Annotated in this window: 8 protein-coding genes and 1 tRNA gene; 4 read left to right on the top strand and 5 right to left on the bottom strand. The window is 33.7% G+C overall.

Going from position 1 to position 15,557, the window contains the following annotated elements; genetic code table 11:
- Positions 1-44: 44 nt before the first annotated feature.
- From yidD to folE, 3 genes are all read right to left on the bottom strand, one after another.
- The gene (gene yidD, locus LX78_RS11190; protein ID WP_109682748.1) at positions 45-281 is read right to left on the bottom strand and encodes a membrane protein insertion efficiency factor YidD; all 237 of its coding nucleotides are present in this window, start codon (positions 279-281) and stop codon (positions 45-47) included.
- Between the two features lie 2 nt (positions 282-283).
- Positions 284-1,771 carry a cysteine--tRNA ligase gene (cysS, locus tag LX78_RS11185; protein ID WP_109682747.1) on the bottom strand — a complete coding sequence of 496 codons (1,488 nt, stop codon included), beginning with the start codon at positions 1,769-1,771 and terminating at the stop codon, positions 284-286.
- Positions 1,772-1,853: 82 nt separating this feature from the next.
- Positions 1,854-2,531, bottom strand: a complete 678-nt coding sequence (folE, locus tag LX78_RS11180) for a GTP cyclohydrolase I FolE (RefSeq protein WP_109682746.1) — start codon at positions 2,529-2,531, stop codon at positions 1,854-1,856.
- A gap of 208 nt (positions 2,532-2,739) precedes the next feature.
- Between folE and LX78_RS11175 the strand changes: the two genes are divergently transcribed.
- Both LX78_RS11175 and LX78_RS11170 read left to right on the top strand, forming a co-directional pair.
- A complete protein-coding gene (locus tag LX78_RS11175; RefSeq protein ID WP_109682745.1) occupies positions 2,740-9,177 on the top strand; it encodes a T9SS type B sorting domain-containing protein in 6,438 nt (2,145 codons plus the stop codon).
- Between the two features lie 57 nt (positions 9,178-9,234).
- Positions 9,235-11,079, top strand: a complete 1,845-nt coding sequence (locus LX78_RS11170; protein WP_109682744.1) for a T9SS type B sorting domain-containing protein — start codon at positions 9,235-9,237, stop codon at positions 11,077-11,079.
- Positions 11,080-11,141: 62 nt separating this feature from the next.
- Here the strand turns inward: LX78_RS11170 and LX78_RS11165 are convergent, their stop codons facing one another.
- Both LX78_RS11165 and LX78_RS14725 read right to left on the bottom strand, forming a co-directional pair.
- Positions 11,142-12,677, bottom strand: a complete 1,536-nt coding sequence (locus tag LX78_RS11165) for an outer membrane protein transport protein (RefSeq protein WP_109682754.1) — start codon at positions 12,675-12,677, stop codon at positions 11,142-11,144.
- A gap of 27 nt (positions 12,678-12,704) precedes the next feature.
- Positions 12,705-13,727, bottom strand: coding sequence for a hypothetical protein (locus LX78_RS14725; RefSeq protein ID WP_146192576.1), 1,023 nt, complete (start codon positions 13,725-13,727; stop codon positions 12,705-12,707).
- 100 nt (positions 13,728-13,827) lie between these two features.
- Between LX78_RS14725 and proS the strand changes: the two genes are divergently transcribed.
- Positions 13,828-15,306, top strand: a complete 1,479-nt coding sequence (proS, locus tag LX78_RS11155) for a proline--tRNA ligase (protein WP_109682742.1) — start codon at positions 13,828-13,830, stop codon at positions 15,304-15,306.
- Between the two features lie 151 nt (positions 15,307-15,457).
- A tRNA-Glu gene (locus LX78_RS11150) sits at positions 15,458-15,529 on the top strand.
- Positions 15,530-15,557: the final 28 nt, after the last annotated feature.

Raw genomic sequence — 15,557 nt, 5'->3', positions numbered from 1 at the left:
GTGTACATTTTTAGCGAACATGCGAGTTGGCGCGTTGGCAATTTTTAGTTGTCATCCTTTTCTGGAACAGGATCGTAACCAGAACGTCCCCAAGGATGACAACTAAAAATCCTAATTATAGCCAATTTTCCACCTTTAAAAAAACCATGTTTTTCTAAAGCTTCCTTTGCGTAATGCGAACAAGTTGGTTGAAACCTACAAGTAGCTGGAGTAAATGGAGAAATAACAGTTTGATATATTTTAATCAGGAGTAAAAAAGGTGCAACTAGTATTTTTTTCATGATTAATTAGTCGAAAATGTGGTTCCATCTTTACCATCATTCAATTGGATACCTAATACATCAAGCTCATCTCTAATTTTATCAGACAAGGCAAAATCTTTATTAGCTCTTGCTTCTTGGCGCAATTTTATTAATAATTCAACTGTTCCTGAAAGCTTATCGCTATTTCCACTTTTATTAGATGAAACAGCATCTGTAAGTCCCATAATATCGAAAACAAATGCGTGAATGGTTTCTTTTAAAAGAGCTAAATCTTCTTTTGTAATGCTAGCTTTTTCATCTTTTACTTGATTGATAAATTTAGCAGCTTCAAACAAATGTGCAATTAATATTGGTGAATTAAAATCGTCGTTCATGGCATCATAACATTTCTGTTTCCATTCTAAAACATTAAATGTAGATGTAGATGAAGTAGGCAAACTATCTATTAATTTAATAGCATCCATGAGTCTGTTAAAGCCTTTTTCACTAGCCAAAAGACCATCGTTTGTAAAATCTAAAATACTCCTGTAATGCGCTTGTAGCATAAAGAATCGTGCGACTGCAGGAGAAAATCCTTTTGTAATATGAGGATTTTCTCCAGAGAAAATTTCATTTGGTAAAATAAAATTCCCAGTAGATTTTGCCATCTTCTTGCCATTCATAATAAGCATGTTGGCATGCATCCAATAATTAACAGGTGATTGACCTTTAGCAGCTTGGTTTTGTGCAATTTCACATTCGTGATGAGGAAATTTTAAATCCATGCCACCTCCATGAATATCAAAATGCTCGCCAAGGTATTTAGTACTCATAGCTGTACATTCTAAATGCCAACCAGGAAAACCATCGCTCCAAGGCGAAGGCCAACGCATAATGTGTTGAGGTTCGGCTTTTTTCCAAAGTGCAAAATCCTGAGGATTTTTTTTATCACTTTGTCCATCAAGTTCACGTGTGTTATGGATTAAATCTTCCACTTTACGCTTACTTAAAATGCCATAATTGTTTGTTTCGTTGTATTTTAATACATCAAAATAGACTGAGCCATTTACTTCGTAAGCAAAACCATTGTCTATAATGGTTTTAATTAATTCTATTTGTTCAATAATATGTCCTGTGGCAGTAGGTTCAATACTTGGAGGAAGAAAATTAAAAGCATTTAATGTGTTATGAAAGTCAACAGTATAACGTTGTACAACTTCCATTGGTTCAATTTCTTCTAAACGTGCTTTTTTGGCAATTCGGTCTTCACCAACATCAGCATCATTTTCTAAATGTCCAGCATCAGTAATATTTCTAACATAGCGTACTTTATAACCTAAATGCTTTAGATATCTGTAAATCATATCAAAAGACATAAAAGTTCTAACATTTCCTAAGTGCACATTGCTATAAACTGTTGGTCCACAAACATACATGCCAACATAGCCTTCGTGAATAGGTTTGAAAACGTCTTTTTCACCTGAAAGTGTATTGTATATTTTTATGTCTTGCTGTTTGTAAAGATGCATGATGTAATGTATGTTGTTTAGTTGTATGTTGAAAAGTTATAAGCTAACAAAAGTCAATTAAGCGTTAACTTCATAACGAACATTAAAAAGAAGTATCTAATTTAATATAATCTAAAAATTCTCTTTTAGTTTCTTTTTCTTTAAATTTTCCACCAAATTCCGATGTAATCGTGCTGCTTTCAGTATCTCTAATGCCACGAGAATTAACGCATAAATGTTTAGCATCTATTACACATGCAACATCTTGAGTATTTAAAACCTCTTGCAATTCTTTAACTATTTGAATGGTTAATCTTTCTTGAACTTGAGGGCGTTTTGCAAAATAATCAACTATTCTATTCATTTTAGATAAACCAACTACAGTGCCATTAGAAATATAAGCTACATGTGCTTTCCCAACTATTGGTAATAAATGGTGTTCGCAAGTAGAATAAACAGTAATATTTTTTTCTACTAGCATTTCGCCATATTGATATTTATTTTCAAAAGTCGATGCATTTGGTTTTTTTTCTGGATTAAGACCACCAAATAATTCTTTAACAAACATTTTTGCTACACGATTAGGTGTGCCTTTTAAGCTGTCGTCTGTAAGATCAAGGCCTAAAGTTTCCATAATATGCTGCACATCATCTTTAATAATGTCAATTTTCTCTTCGTTTGTAAGTTTAAAAGCATCTTGGCGCATTGGCGTATTTGAAGATGTGCCAACATGGTTATCTCCTAAAGACTCAAATTCTTCTAACTTTTCATCAAATTTCATGCGATAATTTAAATATATGTTTAATCTGCAAAGATAAGAATTTACTTATTTAATGGGGTTTTATTAACATAGAATTAATTTGACTAAAAAATTAACGGAGTTTTTCATAAAAATTTCTTAATTTTCAGCCTTATTTATTAATGATATAAAGTTAATTACTTGACATTCTATATGTTGTTCGATTAATTCATTTTTAATATTTTCCCTTATGAAAAAATTAATTACTCTATGTTTTTTATTATTTATTAGTTCTACGTATGCACAACTCATAGCCATAGACGATGTTGTGGTTGGTAGAGCAGATAACCCAAATGCATCCACCTCAAATGGGCCACGTATATTTTTAAACGATTATTTTAATGGTACTGCTATAACCTTTGGAACTTTTGGAAACTTTACATTTACAGAGACCGTTCCGGATCCTACTGGTTTTACAACTTTAAACCCTTTAGGGTTTGTAAATATTGCAGCAAATACACCTCAAGGTATTTATTATATTACATATCAGGTTTGCGAAAATGCCATGCCTGCCAATTGCGATACAGCAGTAATTGAAATTAGAATCTTTCCCGGAAGTTTAAGTTCTGGATCAGGTTCTTCCGAAATGACTATTTCTGCTAGTACTGGTAATGTGTCTTGTGGAGGTAATGTGTGTATTACAGATCCCTTTTGTATAGATTTAAATACAGGTACTATACCTCCTTTAACACTGTCTGCAACTTATCAAGAAATTGGAGAGTCTAACACTTATTCGGTAAATACCATTCCATTTAACCCACCCTTTTCTTTTGGTGATACAGCAACAGGTACGTCGCTAACTACGGATGATATTTGGAGTCCAATAATAAATTTTGCTTTCAATTTTGAATTTTATCAAAATGACTACACTCAATGTGTCTTATCTACAAATGGTGCTGTTAGTTTTGACCTAAGTAATGCAAATACATTTCATATGTGGACACCAGCTGCAGGAGCATTAATACCAAATAATACAGATGCAGCTTTAAGAGATGGAAATATATTCGGAGCCATACATGATACTGACCCAAGTGCTTCAGGAACTTTAGGGACTGATTACAATATTACATACAGTATAAAAGGGGAAGCCCCTTTTAGAGTGTTTGTATTTAGTTTTTATAATGTAGCGCAATTTAGCTGTAATGCATTGAAAACGTCTCAAATGATCATGTTTTATGAAACCACAAATATTATTGAAACTTATATCTTTCAAAAGCCAGTTTGTCCAGGTTGGGCAGGAGGAAGAGCTGCTATTGGTATACAAAATGATGCTGGTACTGCTGGAATATCACCTCCAGGAAGAAATACAGGTGTTTGGGATATTCCTTTTTTAACACCCGAAGCTTACCAATTTGTACCAGATGGAACAACTATTACATCTTTTCAATGGTTAGACGAGGCAGGTACTGTTATAGGTACAGATCCAAATGCTTTGGTGGTAACACCAAGTCAAACAACAACATATGTAGCTCAAGTAACATATACAGATGCTTTAACTGGAACAGATTATATAGCTTACAGACCAATAACAGTAGTAGTGTCACCAACACCAGTAGTAACAGTTACTAGTAGTGCAGATATTTGTACAGGAGGTGGAGATGCAGTTTTTACCATAACTGGTTCAGAGAATGACGTGGTAGAATATAATATTAATGGTGGCCCAACACAGACCATTACAATAGATGCCACTGGAACTTATATTGTAACCATTCCTGGAATATCAGCGACTCAAACTATAAATTTACTTTCAGCTAATAATCTGAATTCTGTTTGTGGTGGTCCAATGACTTTATCAGCAACAGTTAATTTATTTACAACACCTGTAGCAGATGCGCCAGCAGATGTGACAGCTTGTAACGATTATACGTTACCAGCATTAACTGTTGGAAATTATTATACAGCAACAGGAGGAACAGGAACCATGCTAAATGCAGGAGATGTTATTACTACTACACAAACTATTTATGTGTATGCTGAAACAGGAACAACACCTAATTGTACAGACGAAAACAGTTTTGTAGTAACTATAGATGCGTGTACATTATCTGTAACAGCAACTGCTGATATGCCATCCATTTGTCATGATGCAGGAGCAGATGTTACTTTAACTGCAACTCCTAGTCCTGGTGCAGCTGTAGGAACATATAGCTATAGTTGGACTGTTCAAGGAAGTCCTATTGTATTAGGAACAAATGCCACTTTGGTTCTGTCTCCACCACCTGCTGTTACAACAACCTACGAAGTTACATTAACAGATAGTGGACTAACACCACCAAACGATACAGTAACTAATACAGTAACTGTAACTGTAAATACAACACCAACAGTAGATAATCCAGTAGATGTTACTGTTTGCGATAGTTATACTTTACTTGCATTAGGTAGTGGAGCTTATTACACAGGTTCAGGAGGAACAGGAACAACATTAAATGCAGGAGATGTCATTTCAAGTACGCAAACTATTTATGTGTATGAAGAAACTGGAACGACTCCTAATTGTTTTGATGAAAACAGTTTTGTAGTAAACGTTAATACAACACCAACTGTAGATGCACCTGCAGATGTTACAGCATGCGATAGTTATGTTTTACCAGCATTAACAGGTGGTCAATATTATAATGGAACAGGAGGAACAGGTGGTTTAATAACTGCTGGTACTTCTATTAACAGTTCTCAAACTATTTATGTATATGAAGAAACAGGAACTACGCCAAATTGTTTTGCAGAAAACAGTTTTGTGGTTACCATTAATACAACACCAGTTGTAGATGCTCCATCAGATGTTACTGCATGTAATGAGTATGCATTACCAGCTTTAACAAATGGAACATATTATACAGCAGCAGGAGGAACAGGTACTGTATTAAATGCAGGAGATTTAATTACAACTACGCAAACTATCTATGTGTATGCCGAAACAGGAACGACTCCAAACTGTTCAGATGAAAACAGTTTTGTAGTAACTATTGATGTTTGTACCATTTCTGTAACAGCAACTGCTGATATGCCATCCATTTGCCATGATGCAGGAGCAGATGTTACCTTAACAGCAAGTCCTTCACCAGGAACAGCAGTAGGAACATATAGCTATAGTTGGACAGTACAAGGAAGCCCTATTGTATTAGGAACAAATGCCACATTGGTATTATCGCCTCCACCAGCTGCAACTATAACATACGAAGTTACTTTAACCGATAGTGGTTTAACACCACCAAATGATTCTGCAACTAATACAGTAACCGTTGTTGTTAATACAACTCCAACAGTTGATACTCCAGCAGATGTTACAGCATGTGATAGTTATATCTTACCAGCTTTAGGTAGTGGAAGTTATTTTACAGGAACTGGAGGTACAGGAACAACATTAAATGCAGGAGATACTATTTCAAGTACACAAACTATTTATGTATATGGAGAAACAGGAACGACTCCAAATTGTACAGACGAAAATAGCTTTATAGTAACTATAAATACAACACCAACAGTTGATGCACCTGCTGATATTTCGGCATGTGACAGTTATACGTTACCAGCATTAACAGGTGGAACCTATTACACAGGAACAGGTGGAACAGGAACTGTTTTAAATGCCGGAGATGCCATTACAAGTACACAAACTATTTATGTATATGCAGAAACAGGAACGACTCCTAACTGTTTTGCTGAAAATAGCTTTGTTGTAACTATAAATACAACACCAACAGTTGATGCACCAATAGATGTTTCTATGTGTGATAGTTATACGCTACCAGCATTAACAAATGGAACGTATTATACAGGAACAGGAGGGACAGGAACAGTATTAAATGCTGGAGATGCAATTGCAAGTACACAAACTATTTACGTGTATGCAGAAACAGGAACCACTCCAAATTGTTTTGCTGAAAATAGTTTTGTTGTAACCATTAATACAACTCCAACAGTTGATGCGCCAGTAGATGTTACAGAATGTGATAGTTATACGTTACCAGCATTAACAAATGGGACGTATTATACAGGAACAGGAGGGACAGGAACAGTCTTAAATACAGGAGATCCTATTACAAGTTCGCAAACTATTTATGTATATGCAGAAACTGGAACGACTCCAAATTGTTTTGCTGAAAACAGTTTTGTAGTAACAATAAATACATCACCATTAGTAGATGCACCAATAGATGTAACGGAATGTGTTTCTTATACCTTACCAGCATTAGCAAATGGAACCTATTATACTGGAACAGGAGGAACAGGAACTGTATTAAATGCAGGAGATGCTATTTCAAGTACACAAACTATTTATGTGTATGCAGAAACTGGAACGACTCCAAATTGTTCAGCAGAGAATAGTTTTGTAGTTACAATTAATCCATTGCCAACAGTAGTTGCACCTTCACCATTAATTGTGTGTGATGATAACATTCCAGATGGCATGACAGAAATAGATTTAACAGTTAAAGACAATGAAATAACAGCTGGAAATACAGACTATGTTGTAACTTATCATAATAACTTAGCTTCAGCAATAGCTGGAACTCCAGAAGTATCACCATCTTCAACTGCTTATATTGGAACAGATGGCGAAATAGTTTATGTGCGTGTTGAAGATTCAAATACAGGTTGTTTTGATACGACTACTTTGACTTTAAATGTAGTAACAGGTCCTCCTGTTAATGTCCCGATGCCATTATATGATTGCGATGTAGATAATGATAATTTAGGAAGCTTTAATTTGTCATCAGTTAGAGATGATATTTTAGCTTCAGATCCTACTTTAATTGTCTCATTTCATTTAACGCTTCAAAATGCGATAGATGATGTTAATCCTCAAGGGGACTCATTGTCTAATGTGGCAGGACAAGTTATTTATGTAAGAGTAGAATTTGGAACTGGAATTGATTGTGCTACCATTGTTGAGTTACAACTTATTGTTGAGCCATCACCAGAAATTCCAACCGACATTGCTCCTTATGTGATTTGTGATGATGATTCGGATGGAGTGGCCACATTCAATTTAACGACTATGGATGCTACTATTTATGGTACACAAAATCCAGCTGACTTTGCATTGACTTATCATGTGTCTATGGCAGACGCAGAATCTATTCCTGGTGTTGACCCAATAGTAGAACCAGATCTATCAAATTATATGTCTGGAAATACAACTATTTATGTTCGACTTGAAGGTTTAAATGGATGTATTAGTGTAGGTCAATTTGATTTAATAGTAAATCCGTTACCTGAGATTCCAGTTGAAGCTCAAGATGTAATTTATGAGATTTGCGATGATACTACAGATAACGATGGATACGCAATATTTGATTTGACAACTCAAAACGATGGCTTAACAGGTGGTGATGTAACATTAGTTGTGAATTATTTTGAAACTATGGCTGATATTCCAAATAATCCAATTTCAGATTATACTGCTTATAACAATGTTTCTATTGGAGGTTTACCTCATAATCCACAGACAATATTTGTAACTGTTACCGAAACAACTAGTGGTGGTAACTGCTACTCTTTAACTAGTTTAACATTAGTAGTAAATACTTTACCAACACCTAATGATGTTTTACCAAATCTAGTGGTTTGTGATGATAATAGTCCAGGCGATTTACAAGAAGAATTTGATTTGACTCAAAATGAAGGATTAATGTTAAATGATTTTGATGAAACAGTTACTTATCACGAAACACTAGATGATGCTGAATTAGGAAACAATCCAATTGGTAATGCAACTGCATATACTAATATATCTGCGCCTCAAACAATTTATGTTCGAGTTACTAATACTGGTGACCCAAGTGATGCTACAGATGATGGAACAGGATGTTATACTATAATAACTTTTGATTTAATTGTTAATCCAGTTCCCGAGTTTAATGTAGATGATTTATATATTATCTGTATTAATTTAAATGGCACTGAAGTTATTGGGAATCCTATAATCGATACTGGATTAAGTACTAGTTTATACACTTTTGAATGGGTAGAAGATGGAAATCCATTAATAATTTTGGGTACAGATTCAATTTTTATGCCAACAGTTGAAGGTAATTATACGGTTACTGTAACGGATATTAATACTCTTTGTGTGAGCTCAGACTCTACTGTAGTTGAATTAAGCTCACCACCAACAGTAACAGCCACTCTTACTACTGAAGCTTTTGCTAGTAATAGTATTATTCAAGTTACAGCAACAGGTGATGGTGCAGCACTATTTGAATTTAGTATAGATAATGGACCTTGGGTTGCTAATGAGCCAAATACAAATACATATACTTTTTCCAATGTACCTTTTGGAGAGCATGTTATACAAGCTAGAGATATTAATGGTTGTGGTATAGCTAGTGATATTGTTTTAGTAATGGATTATCCATTATTCTTTACACCAAATAATGATGGTTATAATGATACTTGGCAGATTTTTGGAATTGAAAATCAATACGATGCAAAAATATTTATTTACGATCGTTATGGTAAATTGCTTAAACAGCTAAGTCCAACTGGACCTGGATGGGATGGAACTTATAATGGAGAATTATTACCATCTAGTGATTATTGGTTTACTATTGATTATAGAGAATTAGGTGAAAGTGAAGGTGCACAAAAACAATTTAAAGCGCACTTTAGCTTAAAAAGATAATATCTAGCATATAAAAGATTAAATTTGTAATGGAAGTCCATTCAGATTTAATCTTTTATGTTTTTAAATAAAAAAATAAATATATTTATTGTCTTCTTTAGCTTAACTATTAATATTAATAGTCAGAGTGGAGGAGCTAATATTTGTACAGATGCTGAGCCTATTTGTAGTTCTTCAGAATTTTCTTTTTTAAACACTTCTAATGGATCAAGTGCTGAGGTTGGACCAGATTATGGTTGTTTAATAACCCAGCCAAATCCAGCATGGTTTTTTTTACAGATAGGTCAAAGTGGTGATGTCAATTTAATTATTGATCAAAGTAGTACCCTTGGTGGATCGCCTAATCTAGATGTAGACTTTATTCTATATGGACCATTTACAAATACAGTAGATGCTTGTAATACAAGTTTAACTGCAGCTAATACTATTGATTGTAGCTATTCGCCAAATGGTATAGAGCAAGCTAGCATACCAAATGCTATAACTGGACAGTTTTATTTGCTTCTTGTAACTAATTTTTCAGGCTTAACAGGATTTATTAGTATTCAGCAATTAACTGGAGATGGCACTACTAACTGTTCAATTTTAGAAGATTTTAAAGCTTGCGAAGGAAATTCGTTTACTCTCAATGCAACTACTCAAAGTGCAACTAGTTATTTATGGTATGAAGAGGATGAGGCTAATCCTGGTAGTTATTTATTAATAAGTGGTGCAAATTCTGCTACCTTAGATGTTTATGATTCTAAGTATTATAGAGCAGAAGCATTAGATAATACAGGAGGATTAATACAGCTTTACGATTTTAACGTTGAATTTTTAGAATCCCCAACTTTTCCTAGTGTCGTCCAGCCATATATAATTTGTGATTATTTTGAAGAAAACGATGGAATAGGAGAATTTGATTTAAGTACAAAGACATCAGAAATATTAAATGGATTAGATCCTGCACTTTACACTGTAACATATTATATAAGTGAAGATGATGCTCTATTAGACGAGAATCCTTTGCCAAATATATATAACAATACAAATAACCCAGAAACTATTTATGCTCGCATAGATAATACTACTTCTGTTGTTGTTAAGTGTTTCGATATTGGTTCTTTTAATTTAGAAGTTAATTTACGTCCTGATATTAATTTAAAAGACACATACTTTTTATGTGTAAACAAGAATGGAACTGAAGTTATAAGTAGTCCTGTTTTAGATACAGGATTAAATGAAATTGATTATACTTTTCAATGGGTTGATGTTAGTAATCCTACAATTGTTTTATCAACACAATCTTTTTACTTGCCATCACAAGGTGGAACTTATTCCGTTTTAGTTACTGAAACACTAACTGGTTGTTTAAATACACAAACAATTTTAGTGCTTGAAAGTTCTCCACCAATTGTTAATGCATCAGTAGCTACAGGTGCTTTTGCTAATAACCATACAATAGATGTAACAGCAACGGGAGATGGAGCAGCATCATTTGAGTTTAGTATCAATAATGGACCTTGGGTAAGCAACGAGCCTAACAATAATACTTATACGTTCTCTAATGTGTCTTTTGGAGAGCATATAATCCAAGCTAGAGATATTAATGGTTGTGGTTTTGCAAGCGATAATGTTTTAATTATGGATTATCCACGAGTCTTTACTCCTAATAACGATGGTTATAATGATACATGGCAAATATTTGGAATTCAAAATCAATATGATGCCATTATTTATATATTTGATCAATACGGAAAATTACTAAAGCAATTAAGTCCAACAGGACCAGGATGGGATGGGACATTTAACGGCAAATTATTGCCTGAAACTGATTATTGGTTTGTAGTTAAGTACAAAGAATTAGGAGAAAGTAATGGAGTTCAGAAACAATTCAGAGCACATTTTTCATTAAAAAGGTAGAAAATAAAAAAGCTCTGATATTTGTCAGAGCTTTTTTTATTTTTTTAAAGATAATTCGCTATTTAAAGATTAAATCCAACTGTAAAAGTAACATTAGTTAATTTCGAATCTATTGATGCTATACTTGGAAAACCTGAATTACTATACAATCTATATTCAGAAGATTGTTTTGCTTGGTCGAAGGCCATGTCTAATCTAAATTTACCAAAGCTATAACCTAATCCTAGAGAATAACCAGTTAAATCGCTTAGTGTTTTTTCATTCTTATATGGACTTTCTTCAAATCTATAACCACCTCTTATACTAAGTTGTTGAATTCTTATTTCACCACCAACTTTATAAGTTGAAGCTGTGGTTAATTGATTGTTAATGGCATTATTTTGATTAGCAAAATAGGAGTCTGAAGTTGGTTTAAATTTTGTGTTTCCATAGTCCTTTAAAGAATAATCGAAACTAATTAAGCCATATTCTCCAAAAATATAAGCTAAACTACCAGTAAATTTACCAGGCGATTGAATATTGTATGCAGGATAAATATTTATGATGTTTGAAATATAACCTATTTCAGGATCAGCAATATTAGAATCTATATTTTGAATTAATTCTTCTTCTATTCTATACCAAGTAGGAGAATTATAAGATAATCCCAATCTTAAATCATTAGTAACTTTAGCAATGGCTCCTAACTGAAATGAAAATCCAGAACCAAATGTTGATAGCCAGTTCTCAAAAATAATATTCTTAGCTAAAGAATCGGGATCATTATTGGTTTCGTAGAAACTAGTAAACTTATCATAATTAATAAAATGTGTATTAAAATTAACACCTAAATATATTCTGTCTTTAAATGCTGTAGAAAAATTCAATGAAAACTTACCATTATAGCCAGAAGAGGCATAATAATATTCCTGATAAAAAGATTCTGCTGGTGCTGTATTCGAGAAATAATTTGTTTCATCATTATTAGTATCATTATCTAAATTTACTGGGTCAATAATTCCAGCCCAATATCCAAGAAACACTTGTTGTGCAGAATAACCATAACCAGGAGTAGAACCTATATCTGCATAAGCCTCTTCAATATATTCTCCAGGTTGGAGTTTTAACACACCAAAAGGGACTGCTTGGTTTTCAGTAATATCTAGAAAATACCTATCTATAGATGTTGAATTAATTCCACTTGCAAACCAATCGTTGTTATAATTCTGAACTTTATCGTATGCTGCACTAAAAGCAAATTTTGACCAATCAGAATTACTGTTAGGGTTTTTAAAAACAAATGCAGCTCCAGTTTGATTTAAATCAATAATAGATTCTTTCGAAGTATTAAATCCATTAAAATACTGAACATCATTTTTAATATTATTATTAGAAAGCGATAAAGAAACATGACTTCCCGTAAAAATTGAAGAACCAGCTGGATTAATACTAACAGCACTCATGTCTCCGCCTAGTGCACCAAAAGCACCACTTAAACCTCTAAATCTTGCAGTACCTTGTATCTCGTCTTGGGTATATCTTACTGCATCAGTAACATCTTGTGCATATAAAATTGGCATAGATAGAACACCTATGAATAGTATGATTAACTTTCTCATATTATTATTTTTTTCTTTTTTCAATTTTTATCTTCCTCTTCCTCTACTACCACCAGAACTTCTTCCTCCTCCAGAATAAGATGAAGAACTAGATCTACTAGGAGAATATGATCTTGGCGAACTACTACTTGGCGTTGAATTTGTTCTTGGTCTAGGTGTTACTGTAGATCCAGAATTCGATTTAGTTCTTGGTTTAGTTGTAGTTGTTCTAGGTCTAGGAGTCGATGTTGTGGATTCAGGTCTAGTTGTAGTTCTAGGTCTTGGGGTTGACGTAGAGTTTGTTGTAGCTGTTCTTGGTCTAGTTGTTGTTCTAGGGCTTACAGTCGAAGTGCTAGCAGAGTTACCTCTAACTCTTGGTGAAGCATAACCTACAGTCGATCCAGAATTTCTTGTTCTACTATTATACATATTTGTATTTCTTGAACCATAGTAGTTATTACCATAATAGTTGCCTCTTCTACTTGAACTATATGCTAAGCCTCTTCCTCCATAGGCATAATATCCACCTCCATAATAACCACCATAGTAACCACCTCCATAATAACCATAATATGGAGTTGGGTAAATCCAAGGGTTATAATAACCCCAACCATAACCATAATAAGGATAAAACCCTCCATAATAGTAAGGAGAATACCAAGGGCTGTAACCCCATCCGTAATTAAATCCAGTATTAATAGTTATAGAAACACTACTGCTTTCTTGTCCCCAACCAGAATAACTATTGTACTCTGTTTCAACAGAATCTTGAGCTACTGCATATTCGCCTTCATATTCTTCAACATCTGTAAATATTTCATCTTCCTCTTCTTCTGGTAGCTGGTATTCTAAGGATTTTTCTTTAAAGTAATTCTTATAAAAAGTCTGACTTTCAGATTCAGGTTTTATTTGTGTAACCTCTTCTTGATATTCAACGGTTGTTTCTGTACTATAAATACCATCGTTATCTTGGGTTGCATATTGTGAAGGACCACATGAGGCCAAAACAATAAATAAGCCATAAACAGCTACAAATGGTGTTTTAGTGAAAAAGGAGTTATTATTTTGCATATCTCTTAGATTTTATTGTTGAACATAACAAAAATAGTTAGTTTTGCTGAACTATTTTTATATTTAACATAGACACAATATTTGTGCCAAAAACCTGTATATGAGCAAAAAACTTACAAGTAGAGCCGAGGATTATTCAAAATGGTATAACGAACTTGTTGTAAAAGCAGACCTTGCAGAAAACTCTGCAGTAAGAGGCTGTATGGTAATTAAACCTTATGGCTATGCAATTTGGGAAAAAATGCAAGCAGAATTAGATAGAATGTTTAAAGAGACAGGGCATCAAAATGCATATTTTCCATTATTTGTTCCTAAAAGTTTATTTGAAGCTGAAGAAAAAAATGCTGAAGGCTTTGCAAAAGAATGTGCTATTGTTACACATTATAGATTACAAAACGATCCAGATAATCCAGGGAAATTACGTGTTGATCCTGAAGCAAAACTTGAAGAAGAACTTATTGTAAGACCAACAAGTGAAGCTATTATTTGGAATACCTACAAAGGTTGGATACAATCTTATAGAGACTTACCATTATTAATTAACCAATGGGCAAATGTAGTTCGTTGGGAAATGCGTACACGTTTATTTTTGCGTACAGCAGAATTTTTATGGCAAGAAGGGCATACAGCTCATGAAACAAAGGCTGAAGCTATACAAGAAGCAGAATTAATGAATAATGTATATGCTACTTTTGCTGAAAACTTCATGGCAATTCCAGTTATTAAAGGTTTAAAAACAGAAAGTGAACGCTTTGCAGGAGCTGTAGAGACCTACTGTATTGAAGCTTTAATGCAAGATGGTAAAGCCTTACAGGCTGGAACATCTCATTTTCTTGGGCAAAATTTTGCTAAAGCATTCGATGTGAAGTTTACATCTAAAGAGGGAAAACAGGATTATGTTTGGGCAACATCTTGGGGTGTTTCTACCAGACTTATGGGAGCTCTAATAATGACTCATAGCGATGATCATGGATTAGTCTTGCCACCAAACTTAGCTCCAAATCAAGTGGTTATTGTTCCAATCTATAAAACGGATGAACAATTAGAGGAGATTTCTAAAATCGCAAACTTAATAATGAGCGACTTAAGAGCGAAACATATTTCGGTAAAGTTTGATAATAGAACAACTTTAAGGCCAGGAGCCAAGTTTGCACAACATGAGTTACAAGGGGTTCCTTTAAGAATTGCAATTGGTCCAAAAGATTTAGAAAATGGAACTGTTGAGCTTGCTAGAAGAGATACTTTAACAAAAGAAGTTATTGCTTTAGATAATTTGTCTTCTAAGGTTGAAAGCTTAATGGTTGAAATTCAAAATACACTTTATAAAAAAGCTTTAGATTATAGAGATTCGCATATAACATTGGTAGATAATTTTGAAGAGTTCAAAACTGTATTAGAAACAAAAGGAGGGTTTATTTCTGCTCATTGGGATGGTACAGTAGAAACGGAATCTAAAATAAAAGAACTAACAAAAGCAACGATTAGATGTATTCCTACCGATGAAAAGGAACAAATAGGCGAATGTGTGTTTACTGGAAAGCCTTCAAAACGTAGAGTATTGTTTGCAAAGGCATATTAATTAAAAATATTTTTAAAAAAGATTGTCTAGCTATTGCAACATTTAAAAATAGTTGTATTTTTGCATCCGCAATGGAAACATTGAAAGTTATTTGAAAAATATTGCAAATTTATAAAGTAAGATATATATTTGCATTCTCAAAAACAAAAATGGCCCGTTCGTCTATCGGCTAGGACGCCAGGTTTTCATCCTGGTAAGAGGGGTTCGATTCCCCTACGGGCTACAATTTTTATAAAAGAAAAGATAATATA

The organism is Xanthomarina spongicola, from assembly GCF_003148645.1.
Classification (GTDB): Bacteria; Bacteroidota; Bacteroidia; order Flavobacteriales; family Flavobacteriaceae; genus Xanthomarina; species Xanthomarina spongicola.
This window is presented reverse-complemented; position numbering and strand designations above follow the sequence as displayed.